This is a genomic window from Pseudomonas inefficax, from assembly GCF_032164165.1.
Classification (GTDB): Bacteria; Pseudomonadota; Gammaproteobacteria; order Pseudomonadales; family Pseudomonadaceae; genus Aquipseudomonas; species Aquipseudomonas inefficax.
Map to the genome: position 1 here is coordinate 5,897,931 of NZ_CP134401.1, position 22,307 is coordinate 5,920,237.

General features: G+C 64.6%; 16 protein-coding genes. 7 read left to right on the top strand and 9 right to left on the bottom strand.

The window, feature by feature from the left end; translation table 11 throughout:
- The first annotated feature begins 16 nt into the window (after nt 1-16).
- Nucleotides 17-592 (top strand): molybdenum cofactor guanylyltransferase MobA, encoded by a 576-nt coding sequence (mobA, locus tag RIN61_RS26550; RefSeq protein WP_313855116.1) that lies wholly within the window; start codon nt 17-19, stop codon nt 590-592.
- A 129-nt stretch (nt 593-721) separates the two neighbouring features.
- Here the strand turns inward: mobA and RIN61_RS26555 are convergent, their stop codons facing one another.
- The 5 genes from RIN61_RS26555 to peaA form a co-directional block, all read right to left on the bottom strand.
- Nucleotides 722-2,395 carry a fatty acid CoA ligase family protein gene (locus tag RIN61_RS26555; RefSeq protein ID WP_252379191.1) on the bottom strand — a complete coding sequence of 558 codons (1,674 nt, stop codon included), beginning with the start codon at nt 2,393-2,395 and terminating at the stop codon, nt 722-724.
- 138 nt (nt 2,396-2,533) lie between these two features.
- Nucleotides 2,534-3,655 (bottom strand): quinohemoprotein amine dehydrogenase subunit beta, encoded by a 1,122-nt coding sequence (peaD, locus tag RIN61_RS26560; protein WP_313855120.1) that lies wholly within the window; start codon nt 3,653-3,655, stop codon nt 2,534-2,536.
- Between the two features lie 32 nt (nt 3,656-3,687).
- Complete coding sequence (gene qhpC / locus RIN61_RS26565; RefSeq protein WP_004375838.1) at nt 3,688-4,011, bottom strand: quinohemoprotein amine dehydrogenase subunit gamma; 324 nt, start codon at nt 4,009-4,011, stop codon at nt 3,688-3,690.
- 1 nt (nt 4,012) lies between these two features.
- Nucleotides 4,013-5,443 (bottom strand): quinohemoprotein amine dehydrogenase maturation protein, encoded by a 1,431-nt coding sequence (peaB, locus tag RIN61_RS26570; RefSeq protein WP_112252507.1) that lies wholly within the window; start codon nt 5,441-5,443, stop codon nt 4,013-4,015.
- 49 nt (nt 5,444-5,492) lie between these two features.
- Nucleotides 5,493-7,058 (bottom strand): quinohemoprotein amine dehydrogenase subunit alpha, encoded by a 1,566-nt coding sequence (gene peaA / locus RIN61_RS26575; RefSeq protein ID WP_313855122.1) that lies wholly within the window; start codon nt 7,056-7,058, stop codon nt 5,493-5,495.
- A 493-nt stretch (nt 7,059-7,551) separates the two neighbouring features.
- Between peaA and RIN61_RS26580 the strand changes: the two genes are divergently transcribed.
- Both RIN61_RS26580 and RIN61_RS26585 read left to right on the top strand, forming a co-directional pair.
- Nucleotides 7,552-9,045: an aldehyde dehydrogenase family protein gene (locus tag RIN61_RS26580; protein ID WP_112252509.1), complete on the top strand. Its 1,494-nt coding sequence runs from the start codon at nt 7,552-7,554 to the stop codon at nt 9,043-9,045.
- 152 nt (nt 9,046-9,197) lie between these two features.
- Complete coding sequence (locus RIN61_RS26585; protein WP_112252511.1) at nt 9,198-10,511, top strand: alginate export family protein; 1,314 nt, start codon at nt 9,198-9,200, stop codon at nt 10,509-10,511.
- Between the two features lie 137 nt (nt 10,512-10,648).
- Here the strand turns inward: RIN61_RS26585 and qhpG are convergent, their stop codons facing one another.
- The 4 genes from qhpG to RIN61_RS26605 are packed head-to-tail and all read right to left on the bottom strand — an operon-like array spanning nt 10,649 to nt 16,246.
- On the bottom strand, nt 10,649-11,941 hold the full coding sequence (gene qhpG / locus RIN61_RS26590; protein WP_112252512.1) for a flavin-dependent monooxygenase QhpG: 1,293 nt from the start codon (nt 11,939-11,941) through the stop codon (nt 10,649-10,651).
- Nucleotides 11,934-12,611, bottom strand: a complete 678-nt coding sequence (qhpE, locus tag RIN61_RS26595) for a subtilisin-like serine protease QhpE (RefSeq protein WP_061552597.1) — start codon at nt 12,609-12,611, stop codon at nt 11,934-11,936. The genes qhpG and qhpE overlap by 8 nt, the downstream gene beginning before the upstream one ends.
- Nucleotides 12,601-14,334, bottom strand: coding sequence for an ABC transporter ATP-binding protein (locus RIN61_RS26600; RefSeq protein WP_215521339.1), 1,734 nt, complete (start codon nt 14,332-14,334; stop codon nt 12,601-12,603). Before RIN61_RS26600 ends, qhpE begins: the two co-directional genes overlap by 11 nt.
- Before the next feature lies 1 nt (nt 14,335).
- Nucleotides 14,336-16,246 carry a sigma-54-dependent Fis family transcriptional regulator gene (locus RIN61_RS26605; protein ID WP_252379193.1) on the bottom strand — a complete coding sequence of 637 codons (1,911 nt, stop codon included), beginning with the start codon at nt 16,244-16,246 and terminating at the stop codon, nt 14,336-14,338.
- Nucleotides 16,247-16,910: 664 nt separating this feature from the next.
- Here RIN61_RS26605 and RIN61_RS26610 point away from each other — a divergent pair.
- Genes RIN61_RS26610 through RIN61_RS26625 form a run of 4 tightly spaced genes read left to right on the top strand, consistent with a single transcriptional unit; the run spans nt 16,911 to nt 22,297 of the window.
- Complete coding sequence (locus tag RIN61_RS26610) at nt 16,911-19,013, top strand: type VI secretion system Vgr family protein (protein ID WP_313857706.1); 2,103 nt, start codon at nt 16,911-16,913, stop codon at nt 19,011-19,013.
- Nucleotides 19,010-19,585 (top strand): DUF4123 domain-containing protein, encoded by a 576-nt coding sequence (locus tag RIN61_RS26615; RefSeq protein ID WP_112252517.1) that lies wholly within the window; start codon nt 19,010-19,012, stop codon nt 19,583-19,585. Before RIN61_RS26610 ends, RIN61_RS26615 begins: the two co-directional genes overlap by 4 nt.
- A complete protein-coding gene (locus RIN61_RS26620) occupies nt 19,582-20,424 on the top strand; it encodes a hypothetical protein (RefSeq protein ID WP_112252518.1) in 843 nt (280 codons plus the stop codon). Before RIN61_RS26615 ends, RIN61_RS26620 begins: the two co-directional genes overlap by 4 nt.
- Nucleotides 20,417-22,297: a hypothetical protein gene (locus RIN61_RS26625; protein WP_313855128.1), complete on the top strand. Its 1,881-nt coding sequence runs from the start codon at nt 20,417-20,419 to the stop codon at nt 22,295-22,297. The genes RIN61_RS26620 and RIN61_RS26625 overlap by 8 nt, the downstream gene beginning before the upstream one ends.
- Nucleotides 22,298-22,307: the final 10 nt, after the last annotated feature.

Sequence of the window (22,307 nt, forward strand, 5' to 3'; positions counted from 1 at the left end):
CCCGGAACCCTTTTTCATGCCTGACGCCCTTCCCTCGTGCTCCATCCTCATTCTGGCCGGTGGCCGCGGCCAGCGCATGGGCGGCCGTGACAAGGGCCTGGTCGACTGGCAGGGCGAACCGCTGGTGGCGCATGTGCAGCGCGTGGCACGGCCGCTCAGCGATGATTTGGTGATTTCCTGCAACCGCAACCAGGATGCCTACCGGGCCTATGCCGACCAGTTGGTGGGCGATGCCGAGGCGGACTACCCCGGGCCGTTGGCGGGGGTGATTGCCGGGCTCAAGGTGGCGCGGCATGAATGGGTGTTGCTGCTGGCCTGTGATGCGCCGCTGGTCGACCGGGGGTTGATCGAGGACCTGCTGCGGCTGGCGGTGACCAGTGACAGTGCGGCCATGGTGCGCCAGGGTGGGTACTGGCAGCCGATGTTCAGCGTGCTGCCACGCCGGGTGTTGCCGGTGCTGGAACAAGCCTGGGCGGCGGGTGAGCGGAGTTTGCAGAAGGCCCTGCTGCGCGTGGCGGTGCAGGGGCTGGAATGTGCCGACGATGATCGCAGGTTGAGCAACTTCAACAGCCCGGAGTTGCTGCAAGGCTGAAATCATCTACTGCCTGTGCCGGCCTCTTCGCGGGTAAACCCGCTCCCACAGGTACTACACAGGTCTCAAGGGCAGTGAAGAACCTGTGGGAGCGGGTTTACCCGCGAAGAGGCCAGCACAGGCGACACATCACCCGGCAGACAGCTCCTCGACACTGATCTCGCGCATGCGGAACTTCTGCACCTTGCCGGTCACCGTCATCGGGAACTCATCGACAAAGCGGAAGTACCGCGGCACCTTGAAGTGCGCGATCCGCGCCTTCGCCCAATCGCGCAGTTCCTCCGCACTGGCCGTATGCCCCGGATGCAACCGCACCCAGGCCACGATCGCTTCGCCGTACTTGCTGCACGGCACGCCAATCACCTGCACATCGGCCACCGCCGGGTGGGTGAAGAAGAACTCCTCCAGCTCGCGCGGGTAGATGTTCTCGCCGCCACGAATGATCATGTCCTTGCTGCGCCCGACAATACGCACATAGCCCTGCTCGTCCATCACCGCCAGGTCGCCAGTGTGCATCCAGCCGTCCTCATCGATGCTCTCGGCCGTGGCCTTGGGGTTGTTCCAGTAGCCCAGCATCACGCTGTAACCCCGCGTGCACAGCTCGCCGATCTCGCCACGTGGCAGGGTGTTGCCGTCGGCATCGATCACCTTGTTCTCCAGCCGCGGCTGGGTGCGCCCGACGCTGGTCACGCGGCGCTCCAGGTCGTCGCTGGCACCGGTCTGCAGCGACACCGGGCTGGTTTCGGTCATGCCGTAGGCAATCTGCACCTCGGCCATGTGCATCTCGCCGATCACCCGGCGCATCACTTCGATCGGGCAGGTGGCGCCGGCCATGATCCCGGTGCGCAGGCTCGAGAGGTCGAACTCGCCACGCTGGGGGTGGTCCAGCTCGGCGATGAACATGGTTGGCACGCCATACAACGCAGTGGCCTTTTCTTCCGCCACGGCGCGCAGGGTGGCCAGCGGGTCGAAGGCGTCGTTGGGGTAGATCAGGGTGCTGCCGTGGGTCATGCAGCCGAGGTTGGCCATGACCATGCCAAAGCAGTGGTACAGCGGCACCGGCACCACCAGCCGGTCATGCTCGGTCAGGCCCAGGCTTTCACCGACCATGTAGCCGTTGTTGAGGATGTTGCTGTGGCTGAGGGTCGCGCCTTTCGGGAAACCGGTGGTGCCCGAGGTGTACTGGATATTGATCGGGTCGTCGCAGTGCAGCTGCGCCTGGCGCTCGGCCAGGGCCTCGCGGCTGATGGCCACGGCACGGGCCTGCAGGTCGTGCCAGGCGAGAAAGCCCGGCGGTGGCGCGGCGGCCAGGCTGACCACACCGCGCAGTTCGGGGAAGCGTTCGCAGATCAGGGCGCCCGGCTGGCCACCGGCCAGGCCCGGGACCAGGCCCAGCAGCATGGCGTGGTAGTCGGAGGTCTTGAACGCGTCGGCGCAGATCACCCAGCGGCAGCCGGACTGACCGAGGGCGTAGTCCAGTTCGCTGGAGCGGTAGGCCGGGTTGATATTGACCAGGATCGCGCCCACCTTGGCGCTGGCGAACTGGGTGATGCACCACTCTGCGCAGTTGGGCGCCCAGATGCCGAGGCGATCACCGGGCTGTACGCCCAGGGCCATCAGCGCACAGGCGTGCTGGTCGACGGCTTCGGCCAGTTGCTGCCAGGTGTAGCGCAGGGCCTGGTGGCGGACCACCAGGGCGTCACGGGCAGGGAAGCGAGCGACGGTGGTGTCGAAAGCGTCGCCGATGCACTGGGTAAGCAGGGGTTTGTCCTGGTTGCCCTGGGAGTAGCTTGGCTGGGGCATGGCGGTCTCTTGTTGTTCTTGTGTTGATTGAGCGGGCCTCTTCGCGGGTAAACCCGCTCCCACAGGGACCGCACCACATTCAGCCCCTGTGGAGGTCCTTGTGGGAGCGGGTTTACCCGCGAAGAAAGCAACACCGGTTTAACGGATGAACACCTGCGGCGTAGTGGTGGACATGTCGCCACCCGGCAACTTGATGTTCTTCACCTTCTCCAGCGTATCCGGGTTGAACACCGCCAGGTCGTTGAAGGTGCCGCCCAGGTACAACTTGTCGCCCTTCTTGTCGAAGGCCACGCAGTAGTAAGTGTGGTCCAGATTCGCCGCCTTGATCAGCTTGCGCTGTTTCAGGTCGTACTTGGCCAGGCGGTTGAGCACGCCGTAGATCTGGTTGGGGTCTTTCGGCGAACGCAGCCCGGTGAAGTACAGCTCGGTCAGGTCGGCAAATTCCTGGGTGTGGGTCTTGCCGGTCTTAAGGTCGACGCTCAGGTAGCCATACAGCAGATCGGCGGTGGCCGGGTCCTGCTTGTCATCCTTGAACCTGGCAATGGTGTACAGCATCGAGAATTCATGGCGCGCGCTCTGGTGCGGCCAGAAGTACAGCACGTCCGGGGCGCTGTAGCCTTTGCGGTTCCAGTTGCGCAGCGGCAAGGCCACCGTGTACTTGCCGGTGTTCACATCCATCTTGTAGATGTCCGGCCCGGCGACGTACAGGCTGCCATCGTCCGCCGCACGCATCAGGTACACCTGGCGCGGCATCGGGAAGGTGCGCACCGGCTTGGCCTCAAGGCCATCGGCGGTGCTGAACACTTCCAGCCGCGGTGGCTTGACCACGTAGTGGTCGTTCAGGCGCTGGGTCGGGTTGACCGTGGCGTACACTTCCTTGCCGTCCGGGCTGATGGCGAACGAGTACATCGACCGGCCCACCTCACCCGGCACACTCGACAGGTTGGCGTGGAAGGTGTTCTTGCAGGTGTCCAGGTCGATGCCGTAGATATCACCGTAGTGGTTGTTGAGCACGTAGGCGGTGCGGTTGTCGGGCGCCATCATCGCGGTGCCTGGGCCGAACTTGTCGGGCATCACGCAGCTCTTGTACACCGTGTCACTGGCCACATCGACCACGTGCAGGTTGTTCGGGTAGTTGGTCACGATCATGTATTCGTGGCCAGCCTTCAGCGCCGGCCCGGTGGCGGCGGCGTGTACCAGCCCGGCACAGGCCGTGGCGGCGATGGTGAGCGCGAGTGACGCGCAGCGTCCAGCTTTCATGCGGTTTCCCCTTGTCATTCTTGTTGGGCCGGTCACTTGTCTTTCGGGAACACGGTGCCGAGGTTGCGCCAGTCTTCAGCAGAGTTGCTCGCCTGGGCGTTCCAGTCCTGGTAGGTGCTCATCATGTCCGGCACCTGGGCCGGCCACCAGCAAGGGTCGGAGCAGCCATACAGGTCGGCCTCCATCGGCTGGCACAGCGAGCTCACGCCACCAAAGGCGTCCACTTCCCAGCCCGGGTCGGTAGTGGCGGTGCAGCCCGCCACTGCGCTCATGGCCATGACTTCTTCGACGCGGTCTTCGGCGGCGGCCTGCTCGAGGATGCGCGCCTTGTTGTTCAGGGGCTTCAAGTGCTTCATGTCAGTGCGCCTTCCGCGGGGTGATGTAGCGATCGATGAAGGCCGGGTTGGCGGCCATGATGCGGCTGTAGACTTCGATGCCGAAGTCGACCCAGTCGCGCATCAGTTCGCAATAGTGGTAGGTCGGGTGCTGCGGGTCGCCATAGCGGGCATAGCTTTCGTGGTAGCAGCCGCCGGAGCACAGGTTGCGGATGCGGCAGCTCTCGCAGCCGGTGTTGCTGCGGTCCAGGCGCTGCGACAGGAAGTCGTTGAGCTGTGCCTGCTTCACGCCCTGGTGCACATTGCCGAAGGTCGGCAGGCTGGAGCCGGTGAAGCGGTGGCACAGGTTCAGCTCGCCCTCGTGGTCCACTGCCAGCATTTTCAGCCCGGCGCCGCACGGCAGGGCCTTCTTGTGGCCTTCGTGGATGTCGGTGATCAGCTGGTGCAGGTTGGAGAAGCCAATGTTGCGGTGCTCCAGCGCCGCCTCCAGGTATTTGCGACCCAGCGCCTTCATGTTGGCGAACACCTGCACCAGTTCTTCGCCGGTGAGGTTGAAGTTGGCCATGTCACCGGAGGTGACCGGGGCAAAGCCGACTTCAGCGAAGCCCAGTTCATTGAACAGGTGGTTCCAGATGGTCTCGACGTCGGTGATGCCACGGGTCAGCGTGACCCGCGCGCCCACCGGGCGGCTGTGGTAGCGCGACAGCAGCATGTCGACCTTGCGCCGCACCACGTCATAGGTGCCCTGCCCGCCCACGGTGATGCGGTTGCGGTCGTGCACGGTCTTGGGGCCGTCGATGCTGATCGACAGGCCGAAGCGGTGGGCATTGAGCCAGTCGATGATCTCTTCGGTGAGCAAGGTGGCATTGGTGGTCATGATGAACTCCACCTGCTTGCCCGCCTCGGCGAAGCGCCGCTCGCAGTAGGCGACCATGTGCTCGATCAATGGGCGATTGGACAGCGGCTCGCCACCGAAGAACACCACGCTGTAACGCTGCTCGTCGGGCGACTCCTTGAGCAGCATCTCCACCGAAGCCTCGGCAGTGGCGGTACTCATCTTCTTGCCCGCGGACGGTTTGTCCAGGTCTTCCTTGTAGCAGTAGGTGCAGCTGAGGTTACAGCCGGTGTTGACGTTGAGCACCACGGTGTTCAGCGCCGTGCGCTCAACCTGCTTGAGGGCGATTTCCGGGGTCAGCGGCGAGCCGTCGCTGACCAGCTCCAGCGCGATCAGCTCGCGCAGGGTGTCCTGGATATCGCTGCCGGCAAACTGCTGGCCAAGGCGCTGCATCAGCTCCTCGGCCGAGCAGCCTTGCTGGCGCAGGGTGTCGATGATGCCGCCGGTCACCGCGTCGGCGGTGAACAGCGAACTGCTGGGGATATGGAACAGCATGCGGTCGGCGTCGACCTGCACTTCATGCAGGTTGCGTTCGACCAGGTTCAGTAGCGCGCCCATGGCGACCTCCCGATAATCGATGCGTTGGAAAACCGTAAGCCACCTGCCGTTACGGCAGCGGCGGGTTGTTCCAGCGCTGTACGGTGACGATCATGTGCCCTTCGCCAGTCTGGCCACCGTCGGCCAGCGTGGCGACGACCTTCAGGTTGCCGGCGTTGTTGGTCATCATCTTGCGCTCGGGGTTGGGGCCAGCACCGCCTGGCACGAACACGCCATCGGCCTGCATTTTCCCGGCGAACTTGACGTCTTCGTCCTCGACCGCACGCTCGTTGAACGGCTCGACCTTCCAGCTGGCCGGCAGGTAGCCGATGCGCAGCGGCTGGCCATTGGCGTCCTTGCCCCAGGCTTCGGCCTCGAAGCGGCCCTGCACCTTGGGCACCGAGGCGCCGTTTTCGCCGATGCGGGCGATGGAGAACGCCGGCACCACTTTCACTTCCTCGACCTTGTCGTACACCGCCAGGTTGACGCCCTTGAGCGTCCCTACGGCGACTTCGCGCTGGCCAGGCTTGGCATCGGCCGCGGCGCGGGCCTTCACCCGTACCAGGGTCGGGGTCTGCTCCAGCACCTCGGTCACTTCCACGCCAGCGCCCAGGTCCGGTTTGCCGGCCAGGCCGCTGCCGACCAGGGTGATCTCGCTTTCGCCACCGGCCTTGATGAATGCCGGCTGTACCGCCAGCAGGCGCGCCTTGCCCTCCTTCACCGCGGTGAAGTCCAGGCCACGCTCGTCGTGCTCGGCCTCGAACATGCGGCCCTTCATTTCGCCATCCAGCGCGGCGAACACCTGGCGCAGGTTGGCGTCGCCGACCTTGACGTTGCCACGCCATTCATAGCCGTTGTAAAGGATCGCCGAACCGCTGCCATTGAACGGTGTGCCGTCGGCATAAGCGCCCTTGACCTCGACCTTGAAGGTGTCGCCCTGGTCAGGCGTGACGCTCATCACCCCGCGCACATCGCCCTTGGCCAGCATGTGGCCGCTGAATGCCCACTGACCCGGCAGCGCATCGGCCTTGGGCCTGGCCTTCTGCCATTCGGCCCACGCCGCGCTTTCCAGCGGGTAACGCTTGGCCAGGTCCGGCACCACTTGTTGCAGGGCGATCGGCAGCCAGTCGCGGTCACGCGCCTGGGCCTGGTATTCGAGGGACGGCCACTGGCCAAGATGGAAGTTGACCAGGTGCTCCCATTCCTTGGCCGGGCGCCGCTGCAAGGCGACGCGGGCACCGGAGTGGCAACGGCCACAGGTTTCGCTGAGCTGGGTGTCGAACTGCTCGACGGTGTTCAGCCGGCGTTCCATGGCATAACGCACGCCATCGGTCTCGCTAGGCGCCAGGCCCTGCTTGTCGGCCAGGTACTTGACCAAGGTGCGGCGATCGTCGTCGCTGATCTGCAGGCCGTGCATCACCTGCATGCGGGCGATGCTCATCAGCCAGCCTTCCGGCGTCTTGCGCTGGTGGCTGATACGGCTGTAGGTGTCGTTGCCTTCGGGGATATGGCACCCCATGCACTTGTTCTGCAACAGGCTCGGGCCCTGCTCGGCCGCCATGGCCTGGGTGCTCAGCAGCGCGGCGGCGACCAGCGCCAGTTTGCCCGCATGCCGCCGGAGTCGAGTCGTCTTCAAGGTCAGACCTCCACGGTTGTTGTTCTTATCGTTTTCGCACGCTTTGGTACAGCAGGTGTGCATGTGACGGTTGCGATACAGGAACTGTGCCAGGTGCTGTAAAAGCGTTTTCTTTCAACCTTTTAGCCGGTTTTCGGGCTTTGGGCAGCAGCAGGTATGGCCAATTGCAGCGTGCCATTTCGCGACAGGGTGTTTCATCCTGAGACAGCGCCTGCCATGCAGGTCATTCGCGGGTAAACCCGCTCCCACAAGGACGGTGCCAGCTCACAGGCAAGACTATATCTGTGGGAGCGGGTTTACCCGCGAAGAGGCCCTTGAACCCACTGTTTCACCAACGTCTCACACCGTCTCAATGTGCAACAGCGCAACCCTGCAAGCTCAACCTTGCAGCAGGACAAAACCCAACCCGTTCAACGGCTTGCGGCCATCTACCGACCTTGGCACGCCCATTGCGCCTCTACCCGTCACATCCAATGACAAGAGGCACCGTCCCATGCTTTCCGAACTGCCCATCCTGCCCGCCACCCGCGCCTTTCTCGAACGCAAGCTGAAGATGCGCATCGGCGCCGACTGGCAGGACGCCGCCAGCGGTCGCACCCTGTCGTTCCGCAACCCGGCCACTGGCGAGGTACTGGGTGAAGTGCCCGCCGCCGAGGCCGAAGATGTCGACCGCGCGGTGCGCGCCGCTCGCCAGGCCTTCGATGATTCGCCGTGGAGCCGTCTGCGCCCGCGCGAACGGCAGAACCTGCTGTGGCGCCTGGCCGACCTGATGGAGCGCGATGCCCGACAGCTGGCCGAACTGGAATGCCTGAACAACGGCAAGAGTGCCGCCGTTGCCCAGGTAATGGACGTGCAACTGGCCATCGACTTCCTGCGCTACATGGCCGGCTGGGCCACCAAGATCGAGGGTAGCACCGTCGAAGCCTCGATGCCGTTGATGCCCAACGACCAGTTCCATGGTTTCGTGCGGCGCGAGGCAGTGGGCGTGGTCGGCGCCATCGTCGCCTGGAACTTCCCGTTGCTGCTGGCCTGCTGGAAGCTCGGCCCGGCCCTGGCTACCGGTTGCACCGTCGTGCTCAAGCCCGCAGACGAAACACCGCTGAGCGTGCTCAGGCTGGCTGAACTGGTGGACGAAGCCGGCTACCCGGCGGGCGTGTTCAACGTGGTCACCGGCACCGGCCTGAACGCCGGCGCCGCACTCAGCCGCCACCCCGGCGTGGACAAGCTGACCTTCACCGGCTCCACCGAGGTTGGCAAGCTGATCGGCAAGGCGGCCATGGACAACATGACCCGCGTCACCTTGGAACTCGGCGGCAAGTCGCCGACCATCGTCATGCCCGACGCCAACCTGCAGGAAGCCGCCGCCGGCGCCGCCACGGCGATCTTCTTCAACCAGGGCCAGGTGTGCTGCGCCGGGTCCCGCCTGTACGTGCACCGCAAGCACTTCGACAACGTGGTGGCCGACATCGCCGGCATCGCCAACGGCATGAAGCTGGGCAGCGGCCTGGACCCTGCGGTGCAGATGGGCCCGCTGATCTCGGCCAAGCAGCAGGACCGCGTCACCGGCTACATCGAGCTTGGCCGCGAGCTGGGCGCGACCATCGCCTGTGGTGGCGAAGGCTTCGGGCCTGGCTACTTCGTCAAGCCGACGGTGATCGTCGATGTCGACCAGCGCCACCGCCTGGTACAGGAAGAGATCTTCGGGCCGGTGCTGGTGGCGATGCCATTCGATGACATCGACGAAGTGGTCGGCATGGCCAACGACAACCCCTATGGCCTGGGTGCGAGCATCTGGTCCAACGACCTGGCCGCCGTGCACCGGATGATCCCGCGCATCAAGTCGGGGTCGGTGTGGGTCAACTGCCACAGCGCCCTCGACCCTGCCTTGCCGTTTGGCGGCTACAAGATGTCCGGCGTCGGCCGTGAGATGGGGGCGGCTGCCATTGAGCACTACACCGAGCTGAAATCGGTGTTGATCAAGCTCTGATCATTTTCCTGTACCGGCCCTTTCGCGGGTAAACCCGCTCCTACAGGATCATCACAGGCCTGAACACTGTGGGGTCCTTGTGGGAGCGGGTTCACCCGCGAAGAGGCCGGCACAGGCAACCCGAGAACAACAACAAAAACATGGAGCACACCATGAGGCACAAACTCGCCTGCACATTGGCCCTGCTGTTCGCCGCCCCCATCACCCAGGCCTACGAGCTGTACAACCACGACGGCACCACCCTCAACGCCGACCTCGAAGCCCTGTTCGGCGCCTTCCACAGCGACGAAAGCTTCAACCTGGCCGGCAACCGCAAGCCCGGCAGTACCGCCTGGCAGGAAGGCTACGTCAAGTATGGCCTCAGCGGCAGCCAGGCCCTGGCCGACAGCGGTGCGCTCTACGGCGCCTTCAACCTGCTCAGTTCCGCCACCTGGGGCGACGGCGATGCCGCCGGCCTGACCCTGGGTGACGAGCGCCGCACCGCCATCGAAGACCTGTACCTGGGCTGGCGCTCGGCCAACCTGTTCCCGGCGCTGGGCGAAGACGGCGTGGACATTTCCGGCGGCCGCCAGGTGGTGACCCTGGGCGACGGCTTCCTGATCCAGGGCGACCCGGTGAACCTGGGCAAGGTCGACCTGGGCGCCAACTTCGACCGCGGCGGCGCCTACTACCTGGCCGCACGCAAGGCCTTCGACCGCACCGCCGTGCTGCGCCTTGGCGGCAAGCAAGGCTGGCGCAGCGACCTGATGTGGCTGAAGTCCGACAACCACTACCAGGCCGACACCTCACTGGCGGTGGCCAACCTGGAGCACGTCGCCGACGCCGGCACCGTCGGCCTGAGCTGGATCCGCGGCCTCGACGTGGACCACCGCTACGCGCAGATCATGGGCCTGGAACATCGCGACGGCATGGACACCGCCAGCCTGCGCGGGCGTGGCAACCTGGGGGTGAAAGACCTGGAGCTGGCCGCCGAGTACGTGACCCAGGACAAAACCGGCGGGCGGGAGAACGCCTGGTACCTGGAAGGCAACTGGACCTTCTCCGAACTGCCCTGGTCACCCACCGCTACCTACCGCTACAGCCGCTTTTCCGAAGACTTCGACCCGCTGTTCTATGGCCTGAGCCGTGGCTATGGCACCTGGTTCCAGGGTGAAGTGGCAGCCAACTATGCCGGGCCGTTCAACAGCAACAGCCAGGTGCACCACGTGGCACTGAAGGGCAAGCCACGGGACAACCTGACCGTCGGCGCGCTGTACTTCGACTTCGATACGCTGGACACCGACCAGGGCAACCTGGGCGGGCGGGAGCTGGACCTGTATGTGGAATGGATGGTCAACGACCACCTGCTGATCAGCCCGCTGGTAGGGTTCTACAAACCGGAACGCAGCGCAGCCAATGGCGGGACGCAGCTGGGTGGGCGGGATACCGGCACCTATATGCAGCTGATCGTCGGGACTTTCTTCTGATTCGAAATCCTGGGGCTGCTGCGCAGCCCATCGCGACACAAGGCTGCTCCCACAGGTACAGCGCTCCCATCAAGGTTTGTGCAGACCTGTGGGAGCGGCCTTGTGTCGCGAAAGGCCGCAAAGCGGCCCCGGCAATCTCAAACCAAGCCCTGCTCCAACAACCACCGCCGCACCATCATCTGCTGCTCCCCTGGCAGGCCTGACAACACTGCCTCGAGAGGTCGGCCGCTACGCAGCGCCCGCACCACCGGCGCCAGCTCCACCCCCTGCAAATGCCACACCCCCAACGGCTGATCCGCCGTCACCACCACCTCGGCCTCATCCACCAGCCCGTCACGCAACACCGGTCGCCGCTCGACCTTCACCGCGCTCCAGTCCGCCGCCACGTGCAATGCCTGCATGTCCGGCCAACCCTGCCGCCGCGCCCAGAACGGCTGCCCCACCCGCCCCTGTTCTTGCCCATAAAAATCCCGCCCGATCCGGGCAAAACGCAAAAACAGCTGTTCGATCCGCTGCTGGTGAAACTGCCGCGCCAACCCGGCCCGCTCGGGCCTGCGCAGCAAGGTATTGATCACCACCGGTGCCTGCAGCGCCGAAGACAACGACTGGAAGATCCCGTTACCCGATAGTGGGTCAACGGCCATCGCAGCATCGCCCACGCGTATCCAGTCCTGCCCGACGCACTCACCGGCCAGAATCGCGGTGCTGCTGCGCGCATGCACCTCTGCCGGCGCCAAGGCCCTGGCATCGAACAGCTCGGCCACCAGCACGCTGCCGGCTCGCCGCGCCGCACAGTAATCCGCCAAGCCGGCCTTGCCCGGCAGCCCGGCCGCGTCCAAGGTGACTTGCCAGTAGCAGCGGCCGTCTTCCAGGCGCGCCATCCACGCCCAGCCATCCGCCAGGCTCTCCACCGCCGACGCGGGCCCCCCGGGGGCGGCCTGCCAGGCATTCAGCAAGCTGACCGTCTCCGGCCCGCGCAGGCGGTCGGCGGCCAACGGGGCTTGGCGGCCTCGGGCTTCGACCAGGAAATCGGCCTGCAGTATCTGCCCGTCGTCCAGGCGAATACCATGACCGACTTCGCGAACCACCTCACGCACCCGTCCCTCGACCACGCTCACACCCGCGCACTGAAGGTCGTCGCGCAGCGCCCGGTCAAACCTTTGCCGATCCAGCAGAAACTCTTGGTTCAGGTGCAGTTGCTGGCCGTTCCAGTGCACTTGCCGAGTCGCCGGCATCGCCGCCTGGCGCAACGCCCCGCCAAGGCCGGCATGGCGCAGCCCGTCCAGCACCCGCTGCGAAACCCCTTCGACCGCCGCGAACCGGCGCCACTCGGACACCACCGTCACCGCATAACCCAGCCGCCGCAGGCCAATGGCCGTGGCCGCACCCGCAGGGCCTGCCCCCAACACCACAATGCGCGGTTCAGCCATGGCCGACACCTCGTCGCTCGGGGCCGGTAAACGCCGCGTGGTGGCGCAACCAGTCATGAACCTGCTGCTGGCCCATGCCCGGCTCGTCACGCAGCAACGCAGCGATCCTGCCACTCAGGGCCGCACAGCCCAGGCTCGCGCCCGCCCTGCCGCCCGCCCCCACATAACCACCAAAGTCCGCCTGCCGGGTACCCAGCCAGGACCACTGGCCAGGCGCACAGCGGGCGTCGCCTGTGACCCGTATCACCCCGGGGTAGCTGGCCGGATACACTGGCCCGCCCTGGGCCGGGCTGGAGGCGCACAACAGCACACCCGCAGCCAAAGCCTCGGCACAGGCCTGGTGCAGCACAGGCCGGTCCTGCTGCAGGCCAAGGCTGAGGTTGACCAGCGTGACCCCCGCCTCCACCAGCCACAGCAGCGCGGCCGCCACCTGCAAGGCACTGGTGCTGGCCTGGGCGCCGAAAACCTGGGCCAGCAGCACGGGCACCGGCCCGGCCTCCCGCTGCAAGCCGGCGAGCACCGCGCTACCGTGCCCAAGCTGGTCGGGCAGCATGTCACCTTCGCGCAATTGGCCGTCCTCCAGCCAGAAACGGCGCGCGCCCAGCAAGGCGCTGGCCTGCTCCGGCGTGCAACCACTGTCGATCACGCCAACACGCACGTCAGTGCCCATGCCTGATCACCTCCTCGGGCAGCACCTGCAACTGGCCAGCGTGCAACTGCAGGTGCAGGTCGGCATCGGCCAGGGTCGAAGCGCGATGGCTGATCAGGATGCGCGTGCGGCCGGCGAACAGCTGGTCGATGGCCGCGATCACTTCGCGCTCGGTGGCTTCGTCCACCGCCGAGGTGGCCTCGTCCAGCACCAGGATCGCCGGCGCCTGCAGCACCGCGCGGGCGATGGCAATGCGTTGTTTCTGCCCACCGGACAACTGCTGGCCACGCTCACCCAGCAGGCCGTCCAGGCCCAGCGGCAGGCTGTCGACCAGGCTGTCCAGCCGCGCCAGGCGCACCACCCGTTCCAGCTCCTCACGGCTGGCCTCGGGCACGCCGTAGGCCAGGTTCTGTGCCAGGGTGCCGCGGAACAGCACGATATCCTGGCTGACCACCGCAATGCGCCGGCGCAGCGCAGCCAGGTCCAGTTCGCGCAGGTCGATGCCGTCCAGCAGGATGCGCCCAGCGTCCGGGTCGTAGAAGCGCTGCAGCAGATCGATCAGGGTCGACTTGCCCACTCCCGAGGCACCGCTGATGGCCACCTTCAGGCCACCCGGCACGCACACCTGCACGTCGTTCAGCACCGCGCCCTGGCGCCCTTCATGGGCAAAACTCACCCCCTCGAGACGCAATTCGCCCGGGCCGTCGGGCACCGGCTGCGGGTTGGCTGCCGGGCGCACGGCCACGGCCTCCTGCTTCAGTTCCATCACCCGCCCCAGGCTCACCGCCATTCGCTGCACCGCCACGTACAAGCCCAGCAGGCTCTGCACCGGCCCTACTGCCATGCCCATGTAGGTGGAAAAGGCGATCAGCGCACCTAGTTGCCAAGTGCCCTGGATTACCCACCAACCGCCGACCAGGAACGCGCAAGCGCGGCACCAGGAGGTCAGCGTGCCGGGGATGGCCTGGGTGAAGAATTCGGTCACCTGCACCTTGAGCAGCTGGCGCATGTAGCCCTGGCCCAGCTGGTCCAGGCGCCCCGCCTCGCGGCCTTGCTGGCCGGCGGCCTGGATGAACTTCATCGCCGGCAGGGTTTCGACCAGGAATGACGACACATCTGCCGAGCGTTCGCGCAGGTTGCGTACTTCCCGCTCCACCTTGCGCCGCATCCAGCGCAGCCACAGCACTTCTATCGGCACCAGCAGCGCCAGCAGCAGTGACAGTTGCCACGACAGCATCAGCATCAACACCACCGCGCCCACCAGGCCGATCATCGCCGACACCGCCGAAAACAGCGAGTCCACGGCAAAGCGCTGGATTTCCGCCACATCGCCATCCAGCCGCGAAAGGATGTCGCCGATGCGCCGCCGCCCGTAGAACGTCGGCGACAGCTGCTGCAGGTGGCGGTAAAGGTCGTCGCGCAGGGCAAACAGGATGCGCCCCGACAAGCGCGTGTGCAGGTAGCGGTTGACCCCGGCCAGCACGGTACCCAGCAGGCCCGCGGCGATCATGGTCGCGGCCATGTGCCAGAGGGTCTGGTAGTCCTTGGCCAGCAGCCCCTCGTCGATCAGCGTCTTGACCAGCCAGGGTTGCGCCAGCGCCAGCAATGAGGCGCCCAGCGACAAACCGAGCAACAGGCCGATGGCGCGTCGATGGGGGCGCACGAAACCATACAGCCAGGCCAACGCCTGGCGCATGAGTACAGGGTCGCTGGACTCCACCAGCCGGGCGAACAGGCCGCCCACGTCAGCCGCGCAACTGTTTGAGCTTGCGGTACAGCGTGGCCCGGCTGATACCCAGCGCCTCGGCTGCCGCGGACACGTTGCCCTGATGGCGCGCCAAGGCGCCACGGATCAGCTCCAGCTCGTTGTCCTTGAGGCTGCCGGAAGGCGCGGTGCCGCTGGCCAGTTCGTCCAGCAGGCAGTCGGTGAGGTGGTCCAGGGTCAGCACCTGCTCGCCGTCCTCGCGCATGGCCAGCGCGGTGCGCACGACCATTTCCAGCTGGCGGATGTTGCCCGGCCAGTCGAAGCCTTCGAGCAACGCGGTCAGGGCCGGGTCCAAGGTCACGCCCCGGGCATCGGACTTGTCCAGCAGCCCCTGGATGATCGCCGCCAGGTCATCACGCTCGCGCAATGCCGGCAGGCGCAGCGACACGCCGTTGACCCGGTAGTAAAGGTCTTCACGGAAGTGCTGCTCCTGCACCAGGCGCTTGAGGTCACGGTGCGTGGCACAGATCAATGCCACGTCGATCTCCTGCTCGTCGCCCGCCCCCAGCGGTGCCACGCGCCGTTCCTGCAGTACCCGCAACAAGCGCGCCTGCAGCGCTAGCGGCATGTCGCCGATTTCGTCGAGGAACAGCGTGCCGCCGTGGGCCTGCATCAGCCGGCCGACCATGCCGCCCCGGCGCGAGCCGGTGAACGCACCTTCACGGTAGCCGAACAGTTCGGACTCGATCAGCCCTTCGGGGATGGCCGCGCAGTTGACGGCCACGAACGGTTTGTCGGCACGCGGGCTGGCCTGGTGCAGGGCCCGGGCGACGACTTCCTTGCCGGTACCGGTCTCGCCCAGCAACAGCACCGGCAGGCCATTGCCCAGCCCCTGGCGGGCCATGCGCAGGTTGCGCGCCAGGCGCGGGTCGCCACCGGCCAGGGCGTCGAGGGCGGGTGACTGCTTGCCCGGCGCCGGCTTGCTCACCGGCGTGCTGCCGTTGACCCGGCCATGGCGCGGCAGCTGCAGGGCGCGGAAGTAGAACTCGCCCTTGGCCGTCTGCACACTGCTCACCCCGCCCTGCCACAGGCGGGCGATGAAGGCCGGTGACCGTTCACCCAGCAGGTCGCTGCTGCGCCGGCCCAACAGCTCATGGCGCGGCACCTGCAACAGCTGGCAGGCACCGTCGTTGGCAGCCAGCACTTCACCGTCCAGGCTCAGCGCCAGCAGGCCATGCCAGGCGCTGTTGAGGTATTGCGGGCGGCTATGGAAGGCCAGCACCAATTGCTCCGGGTGGCACAGGCCGAACATGCGGCTTTCGATGTTGCCGGCCGCCAGCATCAGCGTCGACAGGCTGTCCTGTGGTTGCGCCATCACCCCTTCACGGGTGATGTCGAGCACGCCGATCACCTCGCCGCGCGGGTCGCGTAGAGGTACCGAAGTGCAGGAGAACGGGCTGAGGCGGTCGAGGTAATGTTCGCCGCAGTTGATCAGCGTCGGCCGGCCTTCCACCACTGCCGTGCCGATCGCGTTGGTGCCACGCAATGACTCGCTCCAGCAACTGCCTGGGTGCAGGTCGCGCAGGCCTTCGCGTTGCAGCACGTGCTTCTGCCCTTCGATGGCCAGCACGTTGGCCTGGGCATCGCCGAGGATGACGATGCCGGCCTTGCCCTGGCGCGCGACCAGGTAGTCCAGTTCCGGGGTAACGGCGTCGACCAAGAGCCGGTTGCGCTCCAGCAGCATGCGCAGGTCGTGGCCCTGTTCCAGGCCCAGGCCGACTTGTTCGCCCTGCAGGCAGTCCAGGCCATGGCCCAGGCTGCGGCGCCAGGAGGCGTCGATCTCGTCGCGCAGCATGCCCAGCGGCAGCTCGCCTTCACTGGCCAGCTTGAGGCGGGCCTGGCGGGATTCGTGCAGCGGGTCGTGGGCGTTTGTTATTAGTTGTCGCGCCATTTTCTACTCCGGCTGTGCCCCGCAAGATGGCGGGGAACGGGCTTGGGAATTTTCCGCAGTGTGCGGGAGAAATCCCTGGCCGTCATCAGGCTGAGGTAGAAGGTGGCATATGGTGACGTTTACGTAAAGGGACACGCAGGAGCACCGCCTTGCCCAAGGTTTGAAAGCTTGCGCGAGCTTTGTGGGAGCGGGCATGCCCGCGAACACCGGCAAAGCCGGTGCCATCCACCGCGTCGTCTGCTTCGCGGGCGCGCCCGCTCCCACAGGGACGGCGCGGGCTTTGAGTTGGCGCTGAACCTGTGGGAGCGGGTTCACCCGCGAAGAGGCCCTTGAGGTCAATCACGGCTGTCGCTTGATTTCAACAAAGCCCAGACGCCCGCCAGACACTCGGCACCGGCCCACCGGACATAAGGCCGCTCCTGCAGAAGCAGAGCACAACTTGTTCTCAACCAAATGGCCAAACCAACAACTAAGAAAAACACTAAGTTACAAGTTTCAGAAAGTTCTTACTTATATCCAAAAACAACGACACCCTGTTTATTTAAATCCCGCCGCAGCCCGCCTACCCTGCAACTCCGCCATAACCATCAACCTTACCCCAGGCCCTCTTTGCACCAAGACCACAGCTGATACCGGAGCAATTCTTCACAAGGAAAAACCCGCCATGTACCGACAATCTGATCTGCGCTTCAGCTTTCAACCCTTGGCTGGCGACATTCAATTCGAGGTGCTTTCATTCGAACTCGACGAAGCCATCAGCGCACCATTCCAGTTGAAGCTGGAGCTGATCAGTCACGAAGATGAAGTGGACTTCGGTCAATTGCTCGACAAGCCGGTACTGTTCACGATCTGGCAGCATGAACGCCCACTGCGCTACGTACACGGCGTGACAAGCAGCTTCAGCCAAGGTGAAACGGGCTTTTATCGCACCCGTTACCATGCCCTGGTCGAGCCCCTCCTGGCCCGCGGCGGGCTGCGTTCGAACTGGCGAATCTTCCAGCAGAAAACCGTGCCGCAGATTCTCGAAATCATGCTCAAGCGCCAGTGCATCCTTCATTTCGAGTTGCACATTTTTGGCGAGCACCAGGTGCGCGAGTTCTGCGTACAGGCCGGTGAAACGGACCTCGACTTCATCGCCCGCCTGGCGGGTGAAGAGGGTTTTGTCTATCGCTTCGAGCACACACCGAAACACCACCTGCTGGTCATCACCGACCGGCTGCTGGCGCTGGGGCAGATCAGCCGAGGCGCGATCAAGACCGAAGACGACGATGAAGGGCTTCCTGAAGAGGACGACGTCGGCCCCGACCAGGTGCTGTACCGCGCCAACAGCGGTGGTGATCAGGCGAGGCCTTGCCTGCGCCGCCTGCGTTACAGCGAGCAGGTACGCACTGCTCGCCAGGTACAGCGGGACTACACCTTCACCAACCCGCAGTACCGGCAGGAACACCGCGCAGATGACAGTGGCATCACCCATCAGTCCCAGGACTATGAGCGCTTCGACTACCCCGGCCGCTACAAGCGCGATGTGGTCGGCGTGCCCTTCACCGCCACCCGCCTCACGGCCCTGCGCCATGACGCCCGTATTGCCAAGGTAGAGGGCGACGATGTGCGGCTGCAACCAGGCCTGAGCTTCAACCTCATCGAACACCCGCGCAAAGACCTCAACGCACACTGGCGCGTGATGCGCGTGCATCACGAGGGCAGCCAATTCACCAGCCTGCAAGAAGAAGCTGCCGGGACCGAGCAAGGAACGCGCTACTCGCAGGAAGCCGTGCTGGTGCCCGGCCGGATCGAATGGCGACCTGCGCCGCTGGACAAACCGCGCATTGACGGCCCGCACATGGCCACCGTCGTCGGTCCACCCGGCGAGGAGATCTATTGTGACGAATGGGGACGGGTCAAGGTCAGCTTCCCCTGGGATCGCGAGAGCAGAAACAACGAGTTCAGCTCCTGCTGGGTGCGCGTATCGCAGGGTTGGGCAGGCGGCAGCTGGGGCTCGATGGCTATTCCACGCATAGGCCAGGATGTGATCATCCAGTACGTCAACGCCGACCCCGACCAGCCGATGATCACCGGGCGCACCTACTGCGGCGATCAACTGCCGCCCTACGAGCTGCCGGAACACAAGACGCGCATGACCATCAAGAGTCAGACCCACAAGGGTAATGGCTTCAACGAACTGCGTTTCGAAGATGAACTGGGTCGGCAGGAAGTGTACGTGCATGCCGAAAGGAACATGAATACCAAGGTCAAACATGACCAGACCCTGAACGTCGGCAATGATCGCGCCACTGCGACAGGCCGCGACCAAAACACCAGCATTGCGCGTGACGAGACTATCGATACGGGACGTGATCGCCGCGATCATGTTCACCAGGACCGATTCACCAGCATCGACCGCAACGATATCCACTCCATTGGCAACACAAGCCGCATCACCATTGCCGCCGACCACAGCCTGAGTATCGGCGGCAATCAGTCGCTCGTCATCGAAGGTACGCGCGCCATTGAAGCCCGTACCGCTCAGCGTCTGCTGACACGGTCCTACATGCTTCAGGGCACGGAACGTATTCACATCCGTGGCCCGAGCGGCAAGATCATCTTCGATGCCGACGGCATAACCATCGAAGCCCCCAACATCCGCTTCAAAGGCAATGTCACCTACCAGACACCTGTGCAGGCCCAGGTCGAAGCCATCGAGGCCGCTATTCGAGAAGGCTCACCGCTAATCGAAGAATGCCCCTTTGCCGGGAGGGACGACGCATGAGCCTGCACCAGCAATTAAGCGAAGGCAGCCTGTACACGGGTGTCGTCAGTGCAAGCCTGTTCGTGCTTGCCGAAGCGTCGGCCAATCCGGGCCTGCTGGGCAGGCTCGAGTTTCATTCCACCCGACACCAATGCCTGTGGCACCTGGACCATCACACCGGGCTGGAGAAGCATGCGCCATTACTGTTCCAGCTGACAGCAGGCAGCGAACTGGATGCCTGGCTTGGCGGCCTGGACGGGGCCTTCGCCTGTACTGTCGCCGAGACCACACTGCCCCTCGAAGCCCTCGCGCGGCACCTGCGCCGCTTTGGCAAAATCCAGGAAGGACGACGTCGTTACTTCATGAGGCTTGGTGATCCTCGGTCGTTAAGCTTCTACGTCGGCTCACTGACGCAGCAGCCAGACACCCTGGCCCGGCTGTTCGATCACGGACGCATACGCAGGCTCTACTTCCACGATTCACGAACCGGGCTTGCACTTGGCGCACAGCCGCTGTTCGAGCAAACAGAAAGCAGCATCGAACGGGAAGGCTGCCTGGCCTGGCTGCCATTGCGCCACGAGGTCCCTGCATGAGCCTGCCGAGTCTGAATCTGGGTGCGCTGCAAGCTGCCTCGCTACGGTCCACCAACCGTCGACTGTCCCGATTCCTGCTGGGGACGTTGGACGGTTCGCTTGCGCGTTTTCATACCCGTCCCGAGGATGTTCCCCTGCTGGTAGCCAATGCGGGGGCTCTGGTCAGCAACAGGGGCTACACCTGCGGCAAGGAATACAGCTTGCTGGTGCTGAGCCACTTCTTGCTGGGTCTGGGCTGGTGGAACGACCCCGCAAGCGTATCGGTGTGGTCAATCCACCAGGTTCCCGGCCTTACCCAGGATGAGCGACTCGACATGCTGACCGTGCGGGCAGTAGCCCACCGTATGCAGTGGGAGGGGCAACTTACCCTTATGCATGACGTCACACGGCAGATTTTGCGCCTGCCCGATGACGATTGCGACCACGACCGGCAGTGGCGATCACTGGAGCAACTGATGACCCTGCGCGGCATACCAGCTGACGCGCAGCAGTCTTGCTATTGCTGCTATGAGTCGGATGCCAGCCGCCGCTATGCGCTGCCCGCCATCAACCACAAAGAGCTGAACGGGAACGAGATCCTCGCCTACCGCTATTACGGAAAACGGCTACCTCAGCCGTCGGATGACCTGTACAAGCTGCCCCCGTTGCCCCGCAGCCAAGTGCTGGTGCATGTGCTCCTGGCGATCGCGTTCGGTCGACACTTTTACCTCAACCCATTGTTCACCCCTTGGGTGAAGTTGCTTGAAGCCACCGACTCTCCCCGAGAGCGCTGCAGGGTGTTGGCAGATCAACTGGCAGCCCACCAACAAGCACTCAAGGAGCCGAGTCCGCATGGTTGAAGCATCTGCTTTACAAACGCTGGGGCAAGCCGCACTCAGCGGGGCGCTGCCTGTTCCACCCGACATTTGCGTACCCTGCTCCCTGCCCGGCGCGCTGTTCTCCCTCGACGGCGACGACGGTTGCGACCAGTTGCTAGGCATCCCCTCCCAGAACGGCGTCGGCCCTGCCTGGTTTCGCAACAACCCGTGGATCCGCGACCAAGCGCGCAACCACCGCGATACCTTCCTCCAGCAGGTGCTGGAGCATGCCGGCGACACGCTGGGTAATGCCTGGCTGGCTGAGTTCTATGCCTTTGCCGCCAGCGAAAAGCTGCAGCTGGTGTGCATCGACGACGAGATCCGCCTCAACGAACTCCCCCCGCCCGTACTCGACCACATGGGCGAGCGCAGCCAGCACGGTTATGGCTTTGCCCTGCACAGCAATTTCTTCTTCACCGACCACAAGATCTATTTCGCCACCTTCACCCATGTGCAGTGGGCCGAGGCGCAACGGGAAGAGTACGTCGACGAGCACGGCACCCAGCGTATCAGCCCGCCCTACACCTGGCATACGCCCACTGGTCTGTACCCGATCGAACAGGCCTGTGGACAGCTGGTCCGCCACTACGCCGAAGCCAAGGCCCGTGCTCGCTTCTGGCAAGGTGTCATTGGCGCGGGCGAATTCGCCTTCGGGGTGCTGGCGATGGTGCCAGTGGTCCGTGGTATCAAAGGCGCCGCAACCCTCGGCCGCTATGCCTTCGTCGCCCTGGAAGCCGCGCTGGCCGCCGATGCCATGGTCGACGGCAGCAGCCGCATGATCACTGGCGAAGGCCTGAGTATCGGCGAGCAGTTCTTCACCGACCTGGCGCGCCTGGCCAACCCCGACACTGCCGAGGCACGTGGCAAGCAGGTATTCATGGCCATCAACCTGGCCCTGCTGCTGCCGGCCGCCATCGGCGGCGCCCGTTGGCTGATGCACAAGTTGCAGCCCGGCAGCATGACCACCGTACGCCTCGACAACGCCGCGCTGTCGCAAGAGGAAGTCCGGCGCCTTGGCAACCGCAGCGCCGGCGAAGTCACCGTACTGGAAACCCGCATCCAGCGACGCAGCCGCGAGGGTGAGCTGCCGGTCACAGCGCATGAACTGCACTCGGTGGAGCGCAATGCCAGCCTGGTCGCGCTCGATGTGGTCGGCGGCAAGGCCGACTACGCCTACATGGCCACCACCCTGCGCGACCGGCTGGTGGCCATGATCCAGCACAGCATCGGGCCGGTGCGCATGGGCGGCAGCCTGACCCGGGTCGTCGCCGATGCCGGCGAAGAAGCCCTGGCGGCTGCCCTGGTCAGCCACTGGAAGGTCAAGCCGGAGAACATCCTCGGCCTGAGCACCCACCCTTCCCGGCCCAGCCAGTTCGGTTTGAAGAACAAGAGCGACCAGGGAATTGACATGCTGGTGTACGTGCCGCCACCGCCCTCGATGACGGTGCGTAATCCGACGACGCAGCAAATGCGGCACCACATTGATGGGCTGAAGGGGACGGCACCCGTGGAAGAGCTGAAGTTCGAGGCGGGTACGTTGTTGGTGATCGAAGTGAAGACGACTTTAGGGAAAAGCAAGACGCCTGCTTTTATCAACACCCAGAAAGCAGGAGGCAAAGCCAACCTTCAGCGCATACAGGACTTGATTCGTAGGAAAAGACAAGGTTGGGGAGAAGCCCTTACAAAAACTGACCCCGCCTTTATTACAAAGTACCAAGCAGTAGAGGACAGCTTGGATTCGCGAAAAGTCTCATTTCTTCATGCACAAGTATTCTTTGACTCGAAAGGTCACCCTAATAGCATTGTCGGTGACCGAAGCGGAATACAAATTAATCTCTGGAACCAACATGAATAGACAGGCAAAA